The organism is Rossellomorea sp. DUT-2 (assembly GCF_052665285.1).
Window position 1 is genome coordinate 498,991 of sequence record NZ_JBQPEO010000003.1, and the last position, 23,774, is coordinate 522,764.

Sequence of the window (23,774 nt, forward strand, 5' to 3'; positions counted from 1 at the left end):
GAATATTCATTATAAGGAGGAACAACACATGAGTATCAAAATCAGCAACATTAAGAAATCTTATAAGCTTGGTAAAAGTGAAAGTGTTCAAGTATTGCATGGTGTCGATGTGGAATTCAATCAGGGGGAGTTCGTATCCATCCTAGGGGAGTCCGGGAGCGGGAAGTCCACCCTGATGAACATCATCGGCGGGATGGACAGGGATTTCGAAGGAGATGTGATGGTGGACGGAACAAGCCTTCAAGGGATGAAGGAAAATGAGCTCGATGCGTATCGGAAGCTTAAAGTAGGATTTATCTTCCAGAGCTTTAATCTGATCAGTCATTTGTCCGTATTGGAAAACGTTGTCCTGACTATGCAGATGACGGACATGAGTGCGTCTGAAAGAGAACAGAAAGCCAAGAAGACTTTGACCGACCTAGGCTTGGGAGATCATATAGCTAAAAAACCGAATCAACTTTCCGGAGGTCAGAAACAAAGGGTGGCCATCGCACGCGCGCTTTCCAATGACCCTGACATTATCCTTGCAGATGAACCGACAGGGGCTCTTGATAAGAAAAACAGCGAGCAGATCATGCAGCTGCTGGATCATATCGCGGCACAAGGAAAGCTCGTTATTACGGTTACACATTCTCAAAAGGTGGCGGACTATGGGACCAGAATCATCACTATGGATGATGGGAACATCATCAAAGATGAATCGTTGAGAGAACCTTATGGCCAAAAGGGGAACGCGCCGAAGGTCAAAACGAAGAACTTGAGATTTGGGGCAGCCATGAAAATGGCTTTCAACAATATCCGATTGAATCTCAAACGAAATCTGCTCGTATCATTCGGTGGTGCAATCGGAATCTTGAGCGTCATCCTGATGTTGGGGTTGGGGTCAGGGGTGACCGACTATATCAATAAAGAAATCAATGCCAATCTGAATCCGAACCTCATTCAAGTGACGAAAGCGCCAGAAGGTGATGAAAATGCCGCTTCAGGACCCCTACCGAATCCAGTGCAGGAAACGGTGCCCCTTCAACAGGAAGATGGACGACGAGTAAAGAACATCGACCATGTCAAGAAAGTCGAGAATGTCTATACATTAACGATGGGAAGCTCCATTTTGTACAAGGATACATCAGTGAATATCGTACAATACCAAACGATGAATGAGAGTGTGAATGAAGAGGATCTCATTGCAGGCGAACTCCCCGGGGTTGATGAAGTACTGCTTTCCGAAACGGCCGCAGAAAAAGTGAAAGACTCTCCTGAAAAACTTGCCGGAGAACAAGTGGAACTTTACATCAATACAACAGATGATCAAAACAGGCCGGTCATCCTAAAGAAAGAAATGACTGTGTCAGGAGTCATCAAAGGCAGCATGAATCAGGATCTTGCCTACACATCGTATCAGACACTAGATGAGATGTTTCAAAGTGAAGACATCACATTAATGGCCACCCAGCTGGATGTGACGGTGGAGGAGGATAAGTATGTCGATAAGGTACAGGCAGATCTGGAGGAAGCAGGCTTCACCGGTACCGGGGTAGGAAACATCCTGAACCAGGTGACAAATTACTTAAAAATCGCCACCAATGTATTAGCCGGGATAGCTGGTATTTCCCTTCTAGTGTCCGCTATCATGATCATTGTCGTGCTGTATATCAGCGTAGTGGAACGTACAAAGGAAATCGGGATCCTGCGTGCCGTGGGGGCAAGAAGAAAAGACATCAAACGGATCTTCTTTTCAGAAGCCGCTTTACTCGGTTTTGCTAGCGGCGTGATCGGGGTCCTGATGGCAAGCATCATCGGGATATTGGGAAATAATGTGATGCAACAGGCGTTCGATGCCCAGTTGATCCAAATCAGTGCAGGGAATGTTCTGACGGGAATCCTGATCAGTGTGATCATCAGCATCCTTGCTGCCTTGTTGCCAGCTGCCAAAGCATCAAAGCTGGATCCGATGGAATCGCTGCGCTACGAATAATCAGGCTTTGGTCATTTGAGCAAAACCAACGCTAATGAATATGTCATATAGGGTCCAGACCATCATGCTGGGCTCTTTCTGTGAAATGGAGGAGGTAACGTGATTCACGCTTATGGAATTACACATGAAAATAAGCTGGAGACGGATATTTTGTTTGGAGGGGGACTCCAATCATATAAATGGATCTGGATCGATTTCGATACCCCTACGGATGAAGAAATCAGTCATTTGTCTGATACGTTCCACTTTCATCCTTTAGCGATCGAGGACTGTCTCCAATCGATTCAAAGACCTAAATTGGACTATTACGAGGATCATACCTTCTACGTAACCCATTCGGTGAAGAAAGGACGGGAAGGACTGTCAAAGGAAGAGGTTCAATTCTTTGTCGGAACACAGTTCATAGTAAGCTTCCACCGGTATCAATCAATAGAGATCAATCAAGTACAGAGACGGATACGGGAAATACAAGCTGGGATTGAAAACTGGGACCCAAATTATGTGTTTTATCAAGTGGTAGATAAAATCGTGGACAACTACTTTCCCGTTATTTATGAAATAGAAGACCGCTTGGACAGAATTGAAGATAATCGGCAAAACCAATCGATGAATGTTTTAATGACCGAGCTTTTTGATACACGCTCCCAATTGCTGACACTACGCCATATCATCCATCCAATGCGCGATCTCCTTTATAGAATGCTCAACTCCCAACACTTACAAGGGATCAAAGAGAAAAGGAAGTATTTTTCGGATATTTACGACCATCTTCTAAAACTATCTGAAATGGTCATGTCGAACAGGGAAATTACGGTGGATATCCGAGATAGCTATCTGTCATTGAACTCCTTGCAAACCAACAATGTCATGAAAATCCTTACGATCATTACGTCCATTTTCGCTCCTTTGACGTTTATCGCAGGAATTTATGGGATGAACTTTGTTCACATGCCGGAACTGAGGTTGACCTACGGCTACGCCCTTGTACTCGGAGTCAGGGGCTTGGTATGCATCTTGATGATCGGGTGGTTTTGGAAGAGGGGATGGTTTAGATGAAGGAATAATAAAGAGGTATCAGACCCCCGGCATGGCGAATCTGCCGGGGGTCTCACACATTGAGTCATAAAAAGAGAGAAGAGCACCACGGCTCTCCTGTATATAAATAAGGATTTTGAGGTATTGATATTCGGACTGTATCCAGCAGTTTCCCTGCAAAAAGCGGTAAGGGACAATGAAGAGGATATTCCTGTTTCCGGCAACTATTATGGACTCGGATGGTTAGCGTGTCATGTTGCCATTTTCTTGTTGGCAATTGGACTATATCATGCATCATAAGCGAAAATGTTTTATGGAATGTCATTTGTCTATGCCGCCATTACCACAAAACATACGGGATACGCAGTGGAACAGAGAAAGGGATTAATTCTTGAAAAAAAGAAGTATCCGAGAACCATACAAGTTCTTGATACTTCTTTTTTATAGCATCATTAAGCCAATGTCTCATGCTTCCGGTCCAATCGATGACTTAAGAATGTCAACAGACTCGCACAAAGGGCAACCACTCCACCGACTAGCGACACATTCATCAATGGCCCTTGATGGTAGACAAGGCCCCCGAGTGCCGATCCCATGGCGATACCGACATTGCTTGCAACGGGCATCAAGGAAGCGGCGAGCCCTGTCGCTTTCGGTTGATACACACCGGCAAGGTCAATCAAGTATAGCTGGGTTGAGGTCGTTAGCAGGATTGCCATCAAGGACATCAATCCAATGTTGATCAAGCCGATGATAAAATGGCCGGTCGTAAAGTACAATCCCATCAGGACAAAGGCCTGGATAAGGAAAACGAATCGGAGGCGTCCGATGGCATTGTGACTGGCAATCTTTCCGGCCAGTATGTTGCTGAATATCGAGATGAATCCGTAGGCAAACAGAATCAAGCTGATGGAGCTTCCTGGTGCCCCCATCATGTCCAAAATCGGGACAAGATACGTAAATACCGCATAGGTTGCGCCGAACCCCAGAGCCGGGATGAAGAAAGCCATCAAGATCCGCGGGTGGGTCAATAATGAAAATTGATCACGCATGGAACTGCGGTATTGACTGAGCTTACTGGGCAAATTCATGAACGATGCCAAAAAGGCAACCACGCCGAGGATCGTCGTCAACAGGAACGTGGCATGCCAGTCGTACCACTCTGCGATGACGGTACCGATGGGCACTCCGATCACGTTTGCCAGAGTGAACCCGCCGAAAACGAAGGAAATGGCCACTCCCCGTTTAGTCACGGGAATCGCTTCGCTGGCGATCGTCATGGCAAGGGAAATCGATACTCCTGTGACAATGGCTGTCAGCATGCGAAGGACAAGGAGCATGACGTAGCTTGTCGAAATCACACACAATGCATTCAGGATGATAAATGTTCCTATCAAAAACAACATCCATTTGCGCTTTGGAAAATGGCTTGTTGCGGACATCACGATCGGGGTGGCGATGGCAAAAGTAATCGCAAACGCCGACACAAGCGTACCTGCCTTCGCGTTCGTTATATCTAGGCTCGAGGAAATCTCCGTTAAGATCCCAACGATGACAAATTCGCTTGTCCCGAGAACAAACGTTAGTAAACTAAGTGTGAAGATAAGAAACCAATGCTGTTTGGTTAATACAGTCTCTTGCATAAGTACCTCTTTTCTAGGATGGATAGACATCAATATTAGTATAGGCAAACAATTTAATTATCATATCATAGAATGGGACAGTGGGGACAGGTCCCTTGTCCCGGGAAAGCATGGGGGCAGCTCTGATGCTTTCTAAACAAAAAAGGAATGCTTTTTATTCTCAGTATTCCTTTTTTTAGTTTCTGTATCATGGCATAAGAGATATCAACAGCCAAGAGCCACGGAACCTGCCCCCACGGCTCTCACACCTCTGGCCGCACCCACAACTTCGAAAAGTCCACATACCCAAAATGCTTGATCTCAATGTTCATAATGTCAGTCGAAAATGGGATGTACCGTTTCTCGTAATAGAGTGGAATCATGATTGATTCTCTCATGAGCCTATTCTCCAGATTCATATTCAAGGCGGTCCAGTCTTCGAATGACGTTTGTCGATATTCCTCCAGACAGGCTTTCCACGTACTGTCTTTTTCAAAAAGGGGATAAAGAGGCGAGTACCCGTTTTTCAAAAAGTGATAAAACGAGAAGTTCTGGTTGGATTCAAAGATTTCTCCGTGAACGAATAGGTCCACATGGAAGGTATCGGGCTGCCTCGTCAGGGTGTCGGCAAAGGAAAACCACTTAACGTCGACTGGAATGCCTTCTTTTTCAAAAACTTCCACAAGCCACTCGGTGGTTTTCGCTGTATGATTGGCACAACGGATCACAATCGGCTCTTTAAACAAGGGACGTTCTGCCTCGGTGATAGTCATGGCTTGATCCTGTCCGATCAGGATGCTCTTGCCGTTCGGTGTCAGGCGGGGATCGAGGTCACGGAGGGTGTGGCGGTTCTTCGCAATCACCCAGTGCAGATAATCCCGGACGTCGTTTCTTTGAATCTGAGAATCTCGTCCAGGGAGAGCATTCATGACAACAATCCCAAACCCCGAGTCACTCTCGACCTCAACAGAAGAAGACTGACTCTCTTCAATGTGAGAATGATAGATTCCTTTGAAGTCTTTCGGCACCTGGACAAATTCTACTGCATCGAGGAGAGGCCTCTCCTGAAAGTGCTCTTTAAAGGCAGCGAGAGTTGTCTTCGCATCGGTATTCTCCTCGAGGGAGAAGCATCCTGTTCCGAAGGTCCGTCCCTTGTTTTCTTTATAAATGCTCGCACACATCATGCTGAGCATGGGGAGGATGTAGCTGCAGCCCCGGGGGTGATGGATGTCGATGATGAGGGGGGCCTTTACCTCGATCCTTTCAACTGGTTCCCATAGATTTTGATAATGAGGGCAAATCCGAAGCTGTTCGAGACAATGGGCAACATCCTTTGCCGTCAGGATGGAACCGTCGTGGAATCGGATGTCCTTTTTTACATATAGTCGCAGTTTCGCAGATGAAGCATCCCAACTGTGCGCAAGTTCCGGTAGGATGTCCCCTTCTTCTGTGATGGTAACGAGTCGGTTGAATACGTTCGCCACTAGATGGGCGCTGAGGACGTCGGCCGCCTCCAATGGATGGATGGAGAAAAAGGGATATCTCTTCGGCACGAGCAGCTTATCTTTGGACTCTTTCACAAATCCGAGTTTACTGTGGAATTTATTCATCAGCCTCATCTTGCTGTCGGTTGACCAGTTGTACATGAGATATTTGCTGCTAGTCTCAATTGGTTCCTCGTCCAGAAGCTTTACGACTTCCTCTTCGAACTCTTCCTCCACATCTTTCTTCCATAGAAGTGTCGATACATTTCCCCGTCCGCGTCCCGGTGTGAAAGCAATCCAGCCTTCTTCATTCCATTTTTTCAAATAGCGGGTCGTCTGCTTGTGACTCAATTGTAGGGTTTCAGAGATTTCCTCCACTCTGATGCTGCCTGATGGATAGTACCGCCAAAGGGTGAGTAATTTTTTTTCCACGTTGCTTCTCCTCCTAAAAGGGGACATCGATTTGAAAAGTGTCTATTTTTATAATCTTTCGTCTAGTTTACTATACAGTAAATAGAGGAGGGAGAACAACATGAAGTGGAAGGAATTACCTCAAAACATAAAAGTACGGATGATCACGTCATTCTTCAACCGTGCCGTCTCATCCGCCGTCATGCCGTTCATGGCGCTGTTCTTTGCACAAGAACTGAATAAGATCTGGGCAGGGATCTTCCTGATCGTTACCGTGGTAATCGGATTCTTTGTCAATCTGGTCGGAGGATATATATCAGACCGCTTTCCCCGTAAGAAAGTACTGCTGACAACGTCCTGGCTGAACGCCGTGTTCTTTTTCATCATGACCGTTAGTCTTTTTCCGAAAGATAACTTGATCCTGCTATTTGCAGGTGCCTATATCGGGTTCATCATCACGAGTAGCCTGGGCCGCCCGGCGATGCATGCGATCATCATCGATTCGACGACACCGGAGAATAGGAAAGCCGTCTACGCCCTGGATTACTGGCTCGTCAATTTGTCGATGGCGATCGGGGCAGCCCTTGGTGGACTACTGTATCTGAACCACCAAACAGAATTGTTCATGATGCTGACCTTCACGTCGATCACAATCCCTATTGCCTATGGAATCTGGCTTCGGGACAACTTCAAGGAACAGCTCAAGAAGCAGCACGAGAATGTGTTCATCGACCTCGTAAACAATTACCGGATTGCTTTCAGGGATTCGGCATTCGTGAAAGTGGTGGCAGGGTCCACCTTCATCTTCGCAGCGGAATTTTCCCTGAACAGCTATATAGGAATCCGTCTTGCGGAAACCTTCAAGGCCGTGAACATCGGGAATTTTGAAATCGTCGGGGTCAGGATGCTCAGTATTTTGAACATTGAGAACATGATGCTCGTCGTCTGCCTCACGTTCATCATCAACCGCTATACAGACCGCCTGAATAAGAAGAACGCCCTCTTGATCGGACTCATCCTGTACGGCATCGGCTATGTGACGGTCACATCCGCCAATACGTGGTACGTCCTGATTGCCTTCAATCTGATTGCAACAATGGGGGAACTGATCTACTCTCCAATCCGGAACGCAGAGCAGGCCAACATGATCCCAAGCGACAAAAGGGGCTCCTACTCCGCATTTTCTAACCTGTCCTTCAGCGGAGCGGACCTTGTAGCACGGTCCACGATCATTATCGGTGCCTTCTTGATGCCGACGATGATGAGTGTTTATATCGGTTTCATCGTTATGCTTGGTACCGTTCTTGTGTATACGGGATTGTTTGGCGGGAGCTGGGTAAAGGCGAAAGTATTGGATGGTGGCGTTGGTGCGAGTGGAGGAAAGTAATGGGGGGATTCCTGAATATTCGGGAATCCTCTGGTTTATAAATTACTAGAGGGGGATTATAGGAAATGAAAAGGAGAAAAAAATTTAAAATTTAATTCCTAGCAACTGTTTCAATTCATCTAATAGTTCTTCATGCTGTTCAACTGTTATAAGGGGTTTTTGGGGTGAATTAAATCCACTGTAGGGGAAAAGGAAGGTTCCATCTTCCAAAACATGAAAAGCAAACGGTGCTGCTGTCCCAGACTTCATTTCTTTGCCTTCAGAAAAGACAAACATATACGTGTTGGCCAACTGCATCTTAGCCATCATCTCTTCTGAACTACTCTTTTCCACTTTAAGACCTTCTACCATCGTCAATACTTGCTCCATTTTTTGTTTATCTTGTACAACCTTAGTCAATTCTTCAGACGATGTATGGTTTTCTACTTTTTGAATAAACAAGGAACCTGCTTTTTCTTTATGATCGATTTCCATCACTTGTTCACTATTGGAGCAACCACTTAGAACATAGAAAAGAATGGATAGACTTAGAATTAGGCTTTTCATTATTTTAGTACCTCATTTCTTATTCAGTGAACTGGTTTTTTAGCTTCTTTTTCATATACTTGCTTATTGTTATCAGTGATCCCGAACAAGAAGGGGAGAGTGGCACCGTTCCTACAGAGGGGGAAGGGGTTCGGACCCTCCCAAAGCTACTCCCAATCCTTAGCCATTATGATAAAACGATACACCTGACCCCTTATTTCATTTTCAAATTCTCCTCTTTTCCTGAACCCTTCTTTCTCATACGTCCGGATGGCCCGTTCATTAAAATCTACAACGGCCAATTCCAAATGAATGAACTTGAGCCGTTCCCGTCCTTGATCGATGATGGCTTTCACAAAGGTTGAACCGTATCCCTTTCCTGTCATGGAGGGCTTCATTTGCACCCCGAGGACCAGGATGTCTTCCCCGTCTTCTTCTACATCATAAAACTCACAATTTCCAATCAGATTCCCGTTCTCGTCAACGACTGAAAAGGTTCTTTCCAAATGCACGCTCTCTTTCAATCCTTCGATCTTTTCTTTTTGACTATTATTATCATAAAACGAATAGATTCCATCATACGTCCACGTAATGAACTCATGGATATCGTCCTCGGTCCTTCTTCTAATGGTCAGTTTCATGCTTGTTTTCCCCCTTAGGATTCTTAGTCCTGTTTCTCGATCCATTTATTCACTTTTTTCTCCATCTCTTTTTGCAATCCCCCAATGTTTCCACTATCTCGCTGAGCGGATTTAACATATTTCGCCGGGAACATTTTTTCTAAGGAGGACTGATACATGCTCCCGTCCTTTGGTTCTATGTATTCGATCACAGAATACGTTTCCTCTTCTTTGCTTAACCGGATCACGGCGGGTAAAGAATGCCCGGACTGGGCCTCAATTCCGGTTGCTTTATTAAAGCCTCCGTAATACGACCACATATATACACTCAGGACTCCATCTGTTTTGCTCGTTCCATAGACTTTATGGACTTCAAACTGCTTTTCTGTTCCGTAGTAGGAGGTAGAGTAGTTTTGAATAATATATTGAGAAATCGCGTTATCGATTTGTTTGGTTATCTGTTTATCTCCTTCGATCATATTCAGTTCTTTCCCGTTACACCCGGCAAATAAGACCGCTGCCAATAGTAAAAGTAAAACTCGTACCTTTTTCAAAATGTCCATTGCTCCTTGTATACACGTATTTTTGAAGTTTATAAGACATGGAAAATTTTATTACATTTTACCATATGATCTCTATTAATTTCCTTTTTTTACAATTAAATCTATGGTATCTTCCAGTAGAGTACCTCACGAATCGGATAAGGGGGAGAGGACGAATGAGCATCGTATCACTTAAAGAGATGCAGAAAGAGGACCTGGTTGAATTCTTCAATAGGCATTGGGGCAGTCCGAATATGGTCATTTCCAGTGGGATCTATGACTGTGCTGCTTTAGACGGCTTTGCCTTCCTGAAAGAAGAAACCGTCATCTCAGGTTTGATTACATATGTGGTAAAAGACGAAGAATGCGAGATTATTTCCCTTGATAGTTTGGAAGAGAAGAAGGGGATCGGCACCTCCCTGATGAAAAAAGTAGAAAAGGTGGCCGCCGAGAATCGATGCAAGCGCATCACACTGATTACGACCAACGACAATTTAACCGCACTAAAATTTTACCAAAAGAGGGGTTACATGATTTCAACTATTCACCGGTTCGCGGTGGAGAAGGCGAGAAAGGTAAAGCCCGAGATCCCTTTGATAGGGTATGACGGGATTCCGATTAGGGATGAAATTGAACTGGAGAAGGGTGTGAATCTGACGGATGGAAAATCGTAATTGGCCAAAATGGGCTGTGGAAGCAGTCGAGATTGAACCTCCAAACCCGGAGTGGATCGAGGCGGGAAGAGCTGAAGTGAAGGAGCTCTTACACTCTTTGAGTCCCTTTGGTGTAAAGGAAGTAGAGCATGTTGGAAGTACGTCGATCCGCGACCTTCCTGCGAAGCCAATTATTGACGTGATGGCGATGATCCCATCCTTTGACGATCTTGAAGAGGTTGCTGGTAGACTAGGGGAGGATCAATGGCATTTTGTACCTGTTGAGCTGGATGAACGGCCGTGGAGAAGGTTTTTCATAAAAGTTAAAAACGAAAAACGTGTTGCACATCTACACCTCATGCTGACAGGTGAACTAAGGTGGGAACAGCAGCGGTCATTCCGGGATCGTTTGAACGTAAATCCTTCATTAAGAGAAGAATATGCCGAGCTGAAAAAGCATCTGGCCCATCAATTTCCCGACGACCGGGAAGCCTATTCGGAAGGGAAAGCAGCATTTATTCAAAGAGTATTGGATAGCGCGGAAAAGGGGGAGAGAAAATGAAAAAACGACTGCTATATATGATGATTGTAGCCACGGCATTGCTTTTGATGGCATGCGGTGGAGAAGCGGAGCAAAGTGGAAGTACGGAACAGGCGCAGCCCGATCAGGAAAGCGCTGAAGAAGGCAACAACGAGGAACCGGCATCAGAAGAGGTGGAAGCGGATGAATCCGTTGATTCCGTCAATCTGGAAGACGCAACGTCCCAGGATCAAACGAGCAGCACAGAAGATCCCCTGTCTGCATACCCATCAGATCAAATCGAATACGCCCGCGTCTGGCTGCAAGTGATAGAGAATAAAGACGTTGGAGAACTGAACGTTCGTCATATTCCGGCAGGAAAAAAGCTGAATCCTTATGATGACAACAGCGTGGGTTATCCAGAAGACGTCATTGTGTTAAGCGGGAAAGCCATGGCTGATGGAGTCGTAACCTATAGCGGTAATGGGGATGGCACGATTAATGTGTACGATGTTCCATCCCACTGGCCGAGCAGTGAACAGATAGAGGAGTCAATGGAAGAATATACGAAGGGGATCGTTGAAGATACAGAACAGATTTCTGTTGGCAAGGGTGAGGATGAAGAGGTTATTGAGTTTATGGATAAGTTGAATATCCAGAGTTAGGATCATTGTTGTAATCGAAATAGTGATGGAAGAATTACAAATAAGCGTGGAAACTACAACAACATTAAATTATGGAAGAAAGAAGTGGAAAGGTATAGAAATAAAATATGGAATGTGAAGTTGAATGGGATTTACGGGGGAACAGCTTAATAGTGGATAAATGATAAAAAAATGCTTCAATTGTTTAAAACATTAATGTAAAGAGCCTTAACCTCTAGCTGGGTGTGAGGCTCTTTATTTTTGTATCGTGCCATTTAATGGACAAAGGAATTCTTCTTAACCATAAAGAGAAAACCTAAAGGTAACTCTATTTATTATGTCTTTAATATTGAGTAGGAGAAAACATTAAATAGAAAGTTATCTAAGATCTTGTCTAAAGGAACGAATAATCCTTTTGTCTATTGCAGTCGAGTGATAACCAGGTGTGCTGAAACAGATTCTGTCCCACCAGCGACAGGAGTAATGGTTAAAGCCGTGGCATTATCAGCGGGGTTTCGAACCGTGAGTATTGAATTTATGACTGAAGTTTCAACAATGGCTATTCCTACAATTTGAGACGTACCAGTTGCTCGACCAACCACTGTATAGGCGAGTTCAATTGCTCCTCCTCCTGAATCAAGGGTTAAAACCAGTTGACCTGCTTCGTCGACACTTACCTGAAACAAAACCTGATAAACGCCAATATCAGACAAGTTAAACGTATCGGCGCCAGTACGGAAAATCCCCCCACTTTGGGGTCCATCTTGCGGGAAATCTACGTCCCCACCTGGTGGAACTGTTGCAGCATTATCAGGAGGCATCAAAGCAAAGAAATCTGCAAATTCAGAGACTCCTGCTGGCCCTTGAGGACCCTGTGCTCCGGTTTCACCTTGTATCCCCTGAGGACCCTGTGCTCCGGTTTCACCTTGTATCCCCTGAGGACCCTGTGCCCCGGTTTCGCCTTGTATACCTTGAGGGCCTTGTGCCCCGGTTTCGCCTTGCGGACCTGGAGGACCTGGAGGACCCGGAGGACAATCACATTGAATCGGGAAAAAAGAGCATTGTTTCGGTGGTAATACATCCTTAAAACAAATTTCTAAGTCCGTTTTTTCTTTTGACCCTGCTAAGCCCTGCGGCTTCCTTAGCCTAGAGTTCCTTAGTTTTTTATTGTATTGGTTCCATTTATCTATATCCATATTTTCACCCCCATTTAGTTGTCCTTATAGAATATAAAATAGTTGATTGAATTGTGCTTGTCCTCTTCGTCCACTTCAAGAATAGGCTTTACGGGGGATAAGTTGGCTTATAGTGATATGTAGTTCAGTTTTTGTGGAGAACACAAGAAATATCATAACAGTGTGACAATAACCATTGTCAAAGCGATAAATCTATTACTACAGTGTGTGAGATTAGTTGATAATTGATGATAAAACATTGCCATTTCTATTAGAGCTTTAAATTTATTGTATAATTATAGAGTGATAATTAAAAAAGAGTTGAAGTATATTACTATTTAGAGAGGAATGTTGACTATGACGAAAATATATTATAGTGGTTTAAAATATGGAGAAAGTGATGTGGAAGTAAAATTATTGGTGGATATACAAAATGATTGGTTTGAGATAACACATACCAAGGAAGTGTCTCAAGTAATGAATAAATCAACAGGTAAATATATAACAGTAAATCGAAACACCTTGAAACTTGAAGTTGTCTCATAATACGAAGCGAAAGTGCTATAAAGTAAAAACCACAAAACCATAATATTCTTTGTGGTTTTTATTATTTTACTTGATAATTCATGTGCGAATTTCATTGGAATTTTCTCAACGTTATTTGAACTACATATTATAGTAAGTCCCAATCTAAATAATGTCGGTTAATTCTTTGAGATATTGGGGATTCTTCTAAATAGTAACGAAAGAGGAGTGGACCTATGGAGTTAGATGGCAGAAAGTTAAAAGACAGGGCTATGGCCGCAATGAGTAAGTTCAAACACAATATGAAGGGGACGTACTATTCTATCGCTGACATTCCCACAGCTTCCGTTCAAGAGCTGGCGGACTTCATTCAGATACACCCTGACACCCATGCAATCAAGAAGAGTCTGCTCGGTAACACCTATACCTTTTTCAGACTGAACCTGAACAACTATCGTTTCTATTTAGAAACCACCAATGACCGTATTTTACAACTGGATGGTTCTTTAAATGGAAAGGAATTGGTAACTTATCGATCCTACCGGGATTCAGAGGATATATATACACCAGTTAAATTGAGTTAAGCATAGGGAAATGGGCTTTCTTATTGAAGAGGGTCCGTTTTTTTCATTGTTGAAACCAAATGACAAGTAAAACGTATACTTTGTATAGATGGAAATTTTTGATTGATTGTACTTACCAAGCACGGGAGAAAGTTTTTATAAAAATACAATGGGGTGACGGTCAAATGAGAAACGAGCCTCTTAAAATAACTCTTATCATAATCTCAACTACTATTCTTTTTTATCATACTTTTCATTTATTTTATCTTTGGTCAGAGATTCCAAATTCAATCGCTATCCATTTTAGTAAAGGAGAACCTGATCATTGGGGTTCAAAATACATCCTGTTCATCATGCCGATTGTAAGTATTTTAACCTGGTTCCTTATTGGATTATTAGTGAAAAAACCTGAGAAGTTGAACTATGTTCATTTAACGGAGGAAAACAAAGAAATACAATATGTAAAAGCTGAAAAAGTAATGCTAGTAATTCAATACCTTGGCTCTCTATCCTTTGTATTTACTAATGAAGCAGCTCTGAGAAATGCTGTTGGAATGGAATCAGGTTTGCCTTTTTCAATAGCAATCGTTCTATTGTGTATTTGTTTCGTGGCCCCCATTTACCAATTGTTCTGGGCGGCAACGTTGAAAGATTAGAGGGTGTAAAGAAAGGAACATACAATGAATCTATTGATAAAAGGATTGATTAGAGGAGTCATCCTATTTAGTTTCTTGATCATCCTGTCGCTGCTGTGGAATCAATTTCATGGGTCATCGGCTATTTCAAACATATTCTTTTTTTATGGTCTGATTGCTTTTTTCTTGGGGTTGGCAAGCGTCATATATGAAATTGAACAATGGCGTTTCTTAAAACAAATTATGGTTCATTATTTGGCCATGCTGATGACTGTCTTTCCGACTTTACTTCTGAGCGGTTTTTATCCGCTTGATTCTTTCAGAGATGCAGTGAACGTATTTTTCCTTTTTAATAAGGTTGGAGTTATCTTGTTTTTGACTACATATTTTATTTTTACATGGCGTAAAAGGGCTTATTTGAAAGCCCGGCACCAATAGGACCTGAATGGGTCTGTAGCTTCCAAAAGCAGCATAGAAGCACAAGAACCGTCCCCGTGCTTCCCAGCGAATGACTTCCACCATTGTGCTTTTGTGCGGGTGGTACTGATGATGGGTCCTTTTGAACGCAAGCGGACCCTGATCTAATCATATTCTCCAATGAAGAAGCCCCATGAGGTAATGAAAGATTTAAGGGAAGTGTGCAGGAATCATAATTAAGACTTTAAAAGAGCCGGCGGTTGCCGGCTCTTTTATTTGATCGAATCATGGAGATATGAAACGGCAATCTGAAATGCCTTTTTCCTTCTTTCCATTTAGGTCGGCTATCCACTTCCCGCTATTGCTTCCAATCCAATAGAAGTAGCAGCATATTCACTCTTTGGCAGTAAACAGGAAATTAAGGTTTAATTATGGTTCACTTAAGGTTCCTGAAATATTGTTCCCGTATAATTTGTATTTGTTCAGAATAATCCGAAATGACGAACTTGACCTTAATCTATCAGTGAAAGGAAAACTCTTCCCTATGAAAAACATTCTTTTTGGATTTGGTTGTATTGCTTTCCTATCCGGAATTTTTCTCTTTTCTTCCCTTATCCATAAACCACCAATCAAGGTTGCAGTGATGGATAGTGGTCTTGATTATACACTTGACGTTTTCGAAGGAACTCCCATAAGAAGTAAAGAATTTCCATTTAGACTTCCGCAAAACGGTGAGGGTATGGATGAAAATGGACACGGTACAGCGATCGCTTCCCTATTAGTAAAGAACCTTTCAGAAAAAGAAAGGAAATCAATAATTTTGTATAATATTAAGGTTTTAGATGAATCGGGTAGGGGGGATCCCGTTCAATTACATAAAGGAATTGAATGGGCAATTAAACAAGATGTAGATTTAATAAATATCAGCAGCGGGTTTCAAAAATATGATTCACGTGTTGATGAAGTGATTCAGAAAGCAATTAATCATAACATCATAATAGTAGCATCAGCTGGAAATAATTTAGGGATGGAATCTGATTATCCTGCTAGATTCAATGGAGTTCTTTCAGTGAGTGCTATAAAGGAAAACTTGGACAGACTCATTCTATCTTCTACGGGGAAGGTTGATTTTGTAGCAATTGGGGAGAACGTAGAGGTTTCCAATATCGATTCCAGCGTTTCGGCTGAAAGTGGTTCTTCAATAGCAGCAGCAAAGGTTTCGTCAATTATTCTACTTGAAATGCTCCAGAACCATGAAATGATTAAGGACCCTGAGAAAGTAAAGGAGCATCTGGAAAGAATAGCGATCGATTTAGGGGAGAACGGGAAGGATCGCATTTTTGGATCTGGATATATCAAAACCAGTGGAGGTTAATATGAAACATTTTATTAGAATGATAGTAGTAATGGTCTTGCTTGCTGCGGTATTACCTAATTTTGCTTCAGCTCAAGAAAATGAAGAAGTGACAGCAAATGAAATTGTGAAAAATAATAGTTTAATTGAACCAATTGGTGCAAAGGGTGATCAGTTAGAGGTTACAGGAGAAGAACACCTAGATTCTGTAAACATCGATGTAAACCTTACTGCGCTGGAAGAACAATTTAATGCTAAAATGGTTCTGTCTACAGAGGAAAACAAAGATCATATCGTAAATATTAGTAAGATTGATGAAGAAGGAAATACAAGTGAGGAAAAGTATATATTAGAAATAATAGAATTGGATGAAGAAGTGGTTAAGGCTAAGTTAATTGACTCCTCTACCCTTGAAGAAACAATCATTGATTCATCAGAGGTCCAAGCAACGATCATTCCTGTCATTGTAGCATTAATCGTTAGAGCTGGATTACAGTATGCCATAAAACATTATGGAAAAAAATTGGCTATGCAGGCAATGATTGATATAGGCGTGTCTCAAATAACAAAAGCATATGGTGGAAGTGTAAAAGTTGCAAAAAACGGAAAGGGTAAGGTCATTACGATTTCTAATAAAAACCAACCAATCGTAATACGATTAATGGAGGCTGGATCTGGTGGAAGGAAAGATGCCTATTGGAGAATGTCTGTTGGTAATAAATCATTAAATAGAGCAGGTAATTATTCCAGTAATAAGAGTGAGACACACATAACTTTACAAGAATCCTCTCCAGCGACAATATTAAAACTAATAAAAAAATTCAAGAAATAAGGAGATGAAACTAAATGGATTCAAGAGATAAAATTCAAGCTGAAGCCCTTTTAAACAACTTGTTCCAAGGGTCTCAACTGGATGGGGTTCAATTCGGGATCTCGCCAGGTCCCCTTGTGCTCTCTTTCTTTCATTATAAGAATACCGATGTTGAGGATCCTCAACTCTTCTTAAACATTGAATCAACGTGGTGTTTCCTGGACCCGGGAGTAAAACAGTATCCTTTCAGTGAGGATGAAATAGAAGATAGTTCGGAAGAGGAGAAATTCCTACAAGTCATTCGAATGAGAAGACAACTGGTGACAAAGGTAGAACTGGTTGACGACAATGCTCCCCACTTACTCATTCGATTTGAAAACGATTATTCCTTATTTATAAGCGGAAATCATGACGAATTTGAATGTTGGCAAGCAGGAATTTATGGAGAAAGTGAACTGATAAGTGCCCTACCGGGTAAAGACTTGGCGATCTGGACTCCGGATACTCTCCCCGAGTAATGAATGCAAGTATTCCTGTTCGAAAAAAATTTGTCATCATCCGATTCAGGGTGCTTTGATAAGTTGCAAGGCAAGAAGTAACAAGTGAACTCTCTAATCATATGAAATCGAGCATGTTATATCTCATGCTCGATTTTTTGTAGATAAAATGGCCATTGGGGTGTCATGGGCCTTACTATGTGAAAGAAGCGCTCATCGGCAAGGAACCACAGTACCTGTCCCTGTGGTTCCTTGATTTTTGTCGAATGTTCGTGATGAATGGAAAGGATTTCCGATAAGGATGTCGAAGAATTAAAGAAGATTCTTTTTCTTAAAGGAGACCTGCTATGTTAGAGACTGTCCATCATTTAATTTTACATGTCGTATTTATCCTATTTACGATTCTTGCTTTTCAAATGGTTACGAATGGATCGGACAGCAATACAAAAGGGTTTTCCATTAAGTTCTTTCTCATGAATCTTGCTATTCTAGTGTTTACCATGACCTTCCCCGTTGTTTACTCTAGCGGATATGTGTACGATTTCAAAGTCATTCCCATAATCCTTGCCTTTCTCTATGGAGGGAAGAGAGTGGGGGTCAGTACGTTCATCGCCTTGCTTGTGATGGGCTTGTTTACCCACCATGTATGGATCTTTTTGGTCGTGAATTATGCGATATATGGAGTGTTGCTGATCCCTCTCTCTAAATGGTATAGAAGGGTAACCTGGGTGAACAAAATGTTTCTGATTTCGGCTTTTTATCTATTCATCCCGGTTACAAGAACTCTTTTTTTGCTTCAGAACAATGAAGGAGAACAGCTCCCGCTTGTGGCAAGCTCTACCTTGATCATATGGATCACGCTGATTCTGACCATTTATCTGATTGAAAATCGACTGGAACAAGTCAGGATCAAAAAAGAGCTCATCAAAGCTGAAAAATTCAACGTCGTCAGCGAGTTGGCAGCATCTGTGGCACACGAAATCCGAAATCCCATGACGACCGTAAGAGGATTCATGCAGCTCCTGCAGAGAGAAACACTAACAAAGGAACAAAAGAGCTTTATCGATATATCCATCAAGGAATTAGATCACGCACAAGACGTCATCAATCAATACCTTTCCCTTGCCAAGCCCCAGACGGAGGAATACGAGGTATTCAGTCTTACCGATACCCTGAATGAATCCGTTGACGTGATGTCTACTTATGCCGTGATGAACAGCATTAAAATCAACAAAAACATTGAAGATGGCCTGATGATCAAAGGAATGAAGATAGAGGTGAAGCAAGTCCTGCTCAATCTTCTGAAGAATGCCATCGAGGCGATAAAAGAAAACGGAGAAATCACGGCAGCAGCCCGTGTACATAAAGACGGCCGGATCATGATCGTCATTCAAGATAATGGAGTCGGCATGCCACCGGAACAACTCAAAGTATTGGGCAGACCCTATTATTCCACCAAGGAAAAAGGAACGGGTCTTGGATTGACGGTAAGCTATCAAATCGTCAAGCGAATGAAAGGGGAAATACAGGTGGAAAGTGAGCGGGGTGTGGGGACGACGTTTCGGATATTCTTGTCTGGGAATGCATAGAGGGAATGTCAGATTGATGCGATAGATCATTTTGATGAGGTGGTTGTTTTGTTATTTGATTTTTCATTTATGTTAATGGTTGTCCTGTTGTACTATTATCAAATATATATTAAGGCTGAGAAAGAGGACAGGGGCAGGTTCCGTCCAGAGTCACTCCCCTCATTAGCAAACTTTTTACATTTTGGTGCGATGCTGTCCGTGTTTGCACACATCATTTTCGACATAAGGTGGGTTACATGGATTGGTGTTTATTCACTAGTGGGATTAATCATCTGTTTAAAGCCCAAGAATGCAGAAAATGAAACTGCAAGGAAAATTGTCCTCCTCTTGCTGGTTGTTGTCGTCTTTAATACCATCAGAGTTCCGACTCACCCTCGAGCATTTCAAGATTACATTAGTAGTAAGGAGCAGTATCAATGTATACAGTATTTTGAATGTGTGAAAATGACATCCATCACTACATCCGATGACCTCTTAGAAACAAAGGTGGAGGTCTTACCCGTTGAAGGGTACTCCTATGATACATACTTCTTATTTGCAAAAGGATTTATGAAACTGGCAGGTGAAGATGAAATAAAGGGACTGAACATTGGAGGGTACTGGATCGTGTATTAAATGCGCAGGAGATGGGTGTCTGATCCCAGTACGTTAAAGCTTTAATGTACCGGGGGCAGGCACCGTTTTTTTTTATGTATTTCATGCGCTTTTAATAGTATCTTAAGAAAAATTTAAGAATTCTCCCATGATTCTTTTAAGAAATTTCATTTAAACTATCACACTTGAAGGTTTTTTTATATGTAAAAGAACAATACTTATAATCGATGATGAAATCCCTTTGGATATCTTCTCTTCAAAGGGTATGCTTATGAAAAAATAATGGAAAATAAATGAAAGCCCTAAATGATTCCATTAGCTGCCACGAAAATTACCAAAAACTAAAAGTGATTTTAGGGGGCAGCTAGTAACGCAACGATGGAGATTTAGCGACTATCACTTTAGTAGGAGTGAAATAATGAAACCTTTATCAATTTTAGTAGCTGATGATGAGGAGGAAATTGCTGATCTGATTGCTATCCATTTAGAAAAAGAAGGGTACCACGTGACGAAAGCATCGGATGGAGAAGAGGCTGTTCGTGTGGTCGAGACCCAGGTCATTGATTTGCTGATTTTGGATATCATGATGCCGAAAATGGATGGATATGAAGTCACCCGGCGCATTCGGGATCAGCATAATATGCCAATCATATTTTTGAGTGCCAAAACATCTGATTTCGATAAAGTTCAGGGTCTGGTCATCGGGGCAGATGATTATATGACGAAACCATTCACCCCGATAGAATTGGTTGCTCGTGTAAATGCTCAGCTACGACGTTTCTTGAAGCTTAATCAACCTAAGACGGCTACAGAAAGGAAAGGCTCCGTTGAAAATGGTGGATTGGTTATTTCTCCCGATCAACGTAAAGTGACTCTATATGGTGAAAGCATCGAATTAACACCTAAAGAGTTTGATATTTTGTACTTACTAGCCAGTCACCCGGGGAAAGTATTTGGTGTGGAAAATATTTTTCAGCAGGTGTGGGGTGATGCATACTTTGAAGGTGGGAATACCGTAATGGTCCATATTCGTACATTACGAAAAAAGCTTGAAGAGGATAAACGTAAGAATAAATTTATCAAAACCGTTTGGGGCGTAGGGTATACATTCAATGGGTAAAATACTGCGAGGCTTCCGTTCAAAAATGATCTTATTGCTGGGTCTAAGCATGTTGTTGTCCGGCACTATTACATATCTACTCTTTAAAGCACTCCAAATATATTATTATTCAAATGTGAATTATGGAGATACACTAGGTTATTTTCGTATTATCATACGAAATATTGGAGACTTTAACGTCTTTTTACTATTATTCATCCTGCTTTCGATTTTCTTCTTCTTTTTACTTACAAAACCCTATTCTGCCTATTTCAATGAGATTTCAAAAGGAATTCATTATCTCGCCCAGGGTGACTTCAAGCATCGGGTTCAAATAGTGTCGAATGATGAGTTTAGTGATCTTGCCGAGAGCATAAATCTCGCCAGTGAAAAATTGGAACAAGCCATCGAAAGGGGAGACTTCTCGGAAAGTAGTAAAGAGCAGTTAGTCGTCAATTTAGCTCATGATCTCCGTACACCCCTCACCTCCGTTTTAGGTTATTTGGATTTGATCCTTAAGGATGAAAATTTGACGAAAGAACAAGTCAGACATTTTTTAACGATTGCCTTTACGAAATCTCAGCGTTTAGAAGGACTGATTGATGAGTTATTCGAAATAACGCGAATGAACTATGGCATAATGCCAATTAAAAAAAATCATATAAATGTAAGTGATCTCCTTAATCAATTAAAGGAGGAATTGTATCCTGTCTTCGAGAAGAATGATTTGATCGCCAGAGTGAATGTGACTCCGCAACTACCTGTTTTGGGTGATGGAGAGCTGTTGGCACGCGTGTTTGAAAATCTTCTTACCAATTCGAATCGCTATGGTAACGATGGCCAGTTTGTGGATATTAATGGCTTTATTGATTCAGGGAAAGTGGTTATTCAGATTGTGAATTATGGAGATCCCATTTCTCAGAATGATCTGCCCCATCTCTTTGATATGTTCTATACCGGTGACAAAGCACGTACTCATCAAGGAGGCGGCACCGGGATTGGCCTCTTCATTGCCAAGAATATCGTGGAGCAGCATGATGGGACCATTACGGCCGAAAGCAGTATCATACGTACCATTTTTGAAGTGCGCTTGCCGCAGGATGGTGAAAGTCCGAATGAATGATTTAAGAAAAATTTTAAATTTACCCCACTCTTTATTTAAATAGTTTTCCCTACACTTATAAGCAACTAAGAGTAAGGAGGAAACAGATAAATGAAGAAGTGGGGCTTTTTATTATTATCCTGCCTAGGGTTAACGTTCGCCTATTTGGAACCTTTGTCTGAACCAGAAGTGAAAATTCAAAACCATGTTCAATCTGAAAATGGTATCGCAGAGGGTGGCATCCAAGAAATCGAAATGACAGAGGATCAAATCTATCTAGGAGATCTGCTTTTGGTCAACAGTGAATATCCTGTTCACCAGGAGAGCATTCGATCGGATATTGTCAATTTATCTGCAAACAATGACCTGGCACAAGGGTACGTGTTGTTAGGCAGTGACACTTATTTATCAGAGGAAATTGCACATGCATTTTCAGAGATGGTTGCTGCTGCAAAAAAAGATGGGCTTCAACATTTCGCCATTACGAGCGGCTTTCGGGACTTTGATGAGCAAAGTGTGCTTTATCAAGATATGGGTTCTGACTATGCCTTGCCAGCAGGCTACAGTGAACACAATCTGGGCTTATCCCTTGATGTAGGATCTACTCAAATGAAGATGGCTAATGCACCAGAAGGAAAGTGGATAGAAAAGAACGCTTGGAAATACGGGTTCATCTTACGTTATCCAGAGAATAAAACGGGCATAACAGGAATTGAATATGAACCGTGGCACATCCGCTATGTTGGTTTCCCCCATAGCGCAATTATGAAATCAAAGAATTTCGTATTAGAAGAATATCTGGAATACCTAAAAGAAGAAAAAACTATTTCTGCTAGTGTAAATGGGGGGAAATATGAGATTTCTTATTATCCTGTCACCAAACGTACGACCATTCATGTGCCTCGTGATCTTCGTTATGAAATTTCAGGTAACAATATTGATGGTGTGATTGTGACAGTGTTTCCTGATGCGGAATGAGACGAACGAACTGAATGAAAGGCATGATGGTACATGGCTAAAAAAACAGCACTCGTTTTGACAATTCTTCTTTTCCTTTCATTTTTATGGTGCCCATCTTTGGGTTAATGCGTGCTTTGGGAACTGTTTGCCTAGGTACATGAAGGATATGTTCTAAAAAAATAGAAATAGTAGTAACTTAATGAATATGCAGGATACATTCACAAAGAATAGAGGGATAACCTATGAAAATTATTCGTGCTAGTGAATCAGAAAGTAATAGAAGAAATGAGATGAGTACAATCTTTGTAGACGGCTTCTATCAATGGCTGAATTATTTTTCAAAGGATAAGGCTAAACTTTACAAGACATTTGCCCATATGTTTAATGAAGAGGTCTTTCATACGGCAGTAGTTGACGATCGTATTGCGGCTATAGCGGCTTGCACTACAAGCAATATACCTTCTGTAAGACTGAAATATAGTGAATTTAGAAAGCACCTCGGCTTATTCATGGGGAGTATTGCTTATGTCATTCTCAAAAAAGAATTTGAGAAAGAGCAATATCCTTTTCAAATTTCTGAAAAGATGGGTGCAATAGAGTTTGTGGCAACGTCGGTAAAGTATAGAGGAAAAGGTGTGGCAACTGAACTGCTAAAATCGATCATACATTCAACTTCATACGACGAATATGTCTTAGAGGTAGCAGATACCAATATAAGTGCCATCCACCTTTATGAAAAACTGGGTTTTGCAGAGTTCATGCGTATACCTCAAAAGCACAGTGAAAAAAGTGGTGTCAATGATCTTGTCTATATGAAGCTTGTGAAGGTGAAAGAAGTGGGGGACTAAAGAGCTTATGGAATGACTGATTTTTGGAAAAAACCGGTTAGTATAGTGAGCTCCAATAATCTAGAAGAAAAGATATAGCATAACGGGTCCGGCTTAACATCATACTAGTAACAAAACCTTTAAACGGAGGATCATGTTGTGGAGAAAAAAATGTTAAGCGTACTCATTTCCTTATGCCTGATTTGCT

26 protein-coding genes are annotated in these 23,774 nt (G+C 41.9%); 20 read left to right on the forward strand and 6 right to left on the reverse strand.

What is annotated here, in order from left to right:
• Nucleotides 1-28 precede the first annotated feature (28 nt).
• The 3 genes from ACOSV2_RS13375 (at nucleotide 29) to ACOSV2_RS13385 (ending at nucleotide 3,310) form a co-directional block, all read left to right on the forward strand.
• The gene (locus tag ACOSV2_RS13375; RefSeq protein ID WP_428975518.1) at nucleotides 29-1,975 is read left to right on the forward strand and encodes an ABC transporter ATP-binding protein/permease; all 1,947 of its coding nucleotides are present in this window, start codon (nucleotides 29-31) and stop codon (nucleotides 1,973-1,975) included.
• A gap of 99 nt (nucleotides 1,976-2,074) precedes the next feature.
• Complete coding sequence (corA, locus tag ACOSV2_RS13380) at nucleotides 2,075-3,031, forward strand: magnesium/cobalt transporter CorA (protein WP_428975519.1); 957 nt, start codon at nucleotides 2,075-2,077, stop codon at nucleotides 3,029-3,031.
• 123 nt (nucleotides 3,032-3,154) lie between these two features.
• Nucleotides 3,155-3,310, forward strand: coding sequence for a hypothetical protein (locus tag ACOSV2_RS13385; RefSeq protein ID WP_428975520.1), 156 nt, complete (start codon nucleotides 3,155-3,157; stop codon nucleotides 3,308-3,310).
• Nucleotides 3,311-3,462: 152 nt separating this feature from the next.
• Here ACOSV2_RS13385 and ACOSV2_RS13390 read toward each other — a convergent pair whose 3' ends face one another.
• Together ACOSV2_RS13390 and ACOSV2_RS13395 are read right to left on the reverse strand one after the other, a co-directional pair.
• Nucleotides 3,463-4,653: an MFS transporter gene (locus tag ACOSV2_RS13390; RefSeq protein WP_428975521.1), complete on the reverse strand. Its 1,191-nt coding sequence runs from the start codon at nucleotides 4,651-4,653 to the stop codon at nucleotides 3,463-3,465.
• A gap of 242 nt (nucleotides 4,654-4,895) precedes the next feature.
• Nucleotides 4,896-6,548, reverse strand: a complete 1,653-nt coding sequence (locus tag ACOSV2_RS13395) for an ABC transporter substrate-binding protein (protein ID WP_428975522.1) — start codon at nucleotides 6,546-6,548, stop codon at nucleotides 4,896-4,898.
• 100 nt (nucleotides 6,549-6,648) lie between these two features.
• Here ACOSV2_RS13395 and ACOSV2_RS13400 point away from each other — a divergent pair, with 100 nt between their 5' ends.
• A complete protein-coding gene (locus tag ACOSV2_RS13400) occupies nucleotides 6,649-7,914 on the forward strand; it encodes an MDR family MFS transporter (RefSeq protein WP_428975523.1) in 1,266 nt (421 codons plus the stop codon).
• Between the two features lie 84 nt (nucleotides 7,915-7,998).
• Here ACOSV2_RS13400 and ACOSV2_RS13405 read toward each other — a convergent pair whose 3' ends face one another.
• The 3 genes from ACOSV2_RS13405 to ACOSV2_RS13415 all read right to left on the reverse strand — a co-directional run bounded on the left by ACOSV2_RS13405 (nucleotide 7,999) and on the right by ACOSV2_RS13415 (nucleotide 9,613).
• Nucleotides 7,999-8,460: a hypothetical protein gene (locus ACOSV2_RS13405; protein WP_428975524.1), complete on the reverse strand. Its 462-nt coding sequence runs from the start codon at nucleotides 8,458-8,460 to the stop codon at nucleotides 7,999-8,001.
• 146 nt (nucleotides 8,461-8,606) lie between these two features.
• Entirely contained in the window at nucleotides 8,607-9,080 is a 474-nt protein-coding gene (locus ACOSV2_RS13410; protein WP_428975525.1) for a GNAT family N-acetyltransferase, read from the reverse strand.
• A gap of 23 nt (nucleotides 9,081-9,103) precedes the next feature.
• Nucleotides 9,104-9,613: a hypothetical protein gene (locus ACOSV2_RS13415; RefSeq protein ID WP_428975526.1), complete on the reverse strand. Its 510-nt coding sequence runs from the start codon at nucleotides 9,611-9,613 to the stop codon at nucleotides 9,104-9,106.
• Nucleotides 9,614-9,777: 164 nt separating this feature from the next.
• On the opposite strand from ACOSV2_RS13415, the gene ACOSV2_RS13420 reads away from it, so the two are divergent.
• The 3 genes from ACOSV2_RS13420 to ACOSV2_RS13430 are packed head-to-tail and all read left to right on the forward strand — an operon-like array spanning nucleotide 9,778 to nucleotide 11,439.
• Nucleotides 9,778-10,275 (forward strand): GNAT family N-acetyltransferase, encoded by a 498-nt coding sequence (locus tag ACOSV2_RS13420; protein WP_428975527.1) that lies wholly within the window; start codon nucleotides 9,778-9,780, stop codon nucleotides 10,273-10,275.
• Nucleotides 10,262-10,816, forward strand: coding sequence for a GrpB family protein (locus ACOSV2_RS13425; RefSeq protein ID WP_428975528.1), 555 nt, complete (start codon nucleotides 10,262-10,264; stop codon nucleotides 10,814-10,816). Before ACOSV2_RS13420 ends, ACOSV2_RS13425 begins: the two co-directional genes overlap by 14 nt.
• Complete coding sequence (locus ACOSV2_RS13430) at nucleotides 10,813-11,439, forward strand: hypothetical protein (RefSeq protein ID WP_428975529.1); 627 nt, start codon at nucleotides 10,813-10,815, stop codon at nucleotides 11,437-11,439. Before ACOSV2_RS13425 ends, ACOSV2_RS13430 begins: the two co-directional genes overlap by 4 nt.
• Before the next feature lie 398 nt (nucleotides 11,440-11,837).
• On the opposite strand, the gene ACOSV2_RS13435 is transcribed toward ACOSV2_RS13430, so the two are convergent.
• The gene (locus ACOSV2_RS13435) at nucleotides 11,838-12,614 is read right to left on the reverse strand and encodes a collagen-like protein (RefSeq protein ID WP_428975530.1); all 777 of its coding nucleotides are present in this window, start codon (nucleotides 12,612-12,614) and stop codon (nucleotides 11,838-11,840) included.
• A 336-nt stretch (nucleotides 12,615-12,950) separates the two neighbouring features.
• Between ACOSV2_RS13435 and ACOSV2_RS13440 the strand changes: the two genes are divergently transcribed.
• From ACOSV2_RS13440 to ACOSV2_RS13500, 13 genes are all read left to right on the forward strand, one after another.
• Complete coding sequence (locus tag ACOSV2_RS13440; protein ID WP_324747090.1) at nucleotides 12,951-13,139, forward strand: hypothetical protein; 189 nt, start codon at nucleotides 12,951-12,953, stop codon at nucleotides 13,137-13,139.
• A 215-nt stretch (nucleotides 13,140-13,354) separates the two neighbouring features.
• Nucleotides 13,355-13,702, forward strand: a complete 348-nt coding sequence (locus tag ACOSV2_RS13445) for a hypothetical protein (RefSeq protein ID WP_428975531.1) — start codon at nucleotides 13,355-13,357, stop codon at nucleotides 13,700-13,702.
• A 164-nt stretch (nucleotides 13,703-13,866) separates the two neighbouring features.
• A complete protein-coding gene (locus tag ACOSV2_RS13450; RefSeq protein ID WP_428975532.1) occupies nucleotides 13,867-14,337 on the forward strand; it encodes a DUF1648 domain-containing protein in 471 nt (156 codons plus the stop codon).
• A 24-nt stretch (nucleotides 14,338-14,361) separates the two neighbouring features.
• A complete protein-coding gene (locus ACOSV2_RS13455) occupies nucleotides 14,362-14,754 on the forward strand; it encodes a DUF3021 family protein (protein ID WP_428975533.1) in 393 nt (130 codons plus the stop codon).
• A 379-nt stretch (nucleotides 14,755-15,133) separates the two neighbouring features.
• Nucleotides 15,134-16,108, forward strand: a complete 975-nt coding sequence (locus tag ACOSV2_RS13460) for a S8 family peptidase (RefSeq protein ID WP_428975534.1) — start codon at nucleotides 15,134-15,136, stop codon at nucleotides 16,106-16,108.
• A gap of 1 nt (nucleotide 16,109) precedes the next feature.
• The gene (locus ACOSV2_RS13465) at nucleotides 16,110-16,919 is read left to right on the forward strand and encodes an SAR2788 family putative toxin (RefSeq protein WP_428975535.1); all 810 of its coding nucleotides are present in this window, start codon (nucleotides 16,110-16,112) and stop codon (nucleotides 16,917-16,919) included.
• 14 nt (nucleotides 16,920-16,933) lie between these two features.
• Nucleotides 16,934-17,416 carry a hypothetical protein gene (locus ACOSV2_RS13470; RefSeq protein WP_428975536.1) on the forward strand — a complete coding sequence of 161 codons (483 nt, stop codon included), beginning with the start codon at nucleotides 16,934-16,936 and terminating at the stop codon, nucleotides 17,414-17,416.
• Nucleotides 17,417-17,742: 326 nt separating this feature from the next.
• Complete coding sequence (locus tag ACOSV2_RS13475) at nucleotides 17,743-18,984, forward strand: ATP-binding protein (RefSeq protein ID WP_428975537.1); 1,242 nt, start codon at nucleotides 17,743-17,745, stop codon at nucleotides 18,982-18,984.
• A 48-nt stretch (nucleotides 18,985-19,032) separates the two neighbouring features.
• On the forward strand, nucleotides 19,033-19,599 hold the full coding sequence (locus ACOSV2_RS13480) for a hypothetical protein (RefSeq protein ID WP_428975538.1): 567 nt from the start codon (nucleotides 19,033-19,035) through the stop codon (nucleotides 19,597-19,599).
• 397 nt (nucleotides 19,600-19,996) lie between these two features.
• Nucleotides 19,997-20,698 carry a vancomycin resistance response regulator transcription factor, VanR-F/VanR-M family gene (vanR, locus tag ACOSV2_RS13485; RefSeq protein ID WP_324747097.1) on the forward strand — a complete coding sequence of 234 codons (702 nt, stop codon included), beginning with the start codon at nucleotides 19,997-19,999 and terminating at the stop codon, nucleotides 20,696-20,698.
• Entirely contained in the window at nucleotides 20,691-21,800 is a 1,110-nt protein-coding gene (locus ACOSV2_RS13490; RefSeq protein ID WP_428975539.1) for a HAMP domain-containing sensor histidine kinase, read from the forward strand. Before vanR ends, ACOSV2_RS13490 begins: the two co-directional genes overlap by 8 nt.
• A gap of 90 nt (nucleotides 21,801-21,890) precedes the next feature.
• Entirely contained in the window at nucleotides 21,891-22,757 is an 867-nt protein-coding gene (gene vanY, locus ACOSV2_RS13495) for a VanY-A/VanY-F/VanY-M family D-Ala-D-Ala carboxypeptidase (RefSeq protein WP_428975540.1), read from the forward strand.
• 224 nt (nucleotides 22,758-22,981) lie between these two features.
• A complete protein-coding gene (locus ACOSV2_RS13500) occupies nucleotides 22,982-23,587 on the forward strand; it encodes a GNAT family N-acetyltransferase (protein ID WP_428975541.1) in 606 nt (201 codons plus the stop codon).
• Nucleotides 23,588-23,774: the final 187 nt, after the last annotated feature.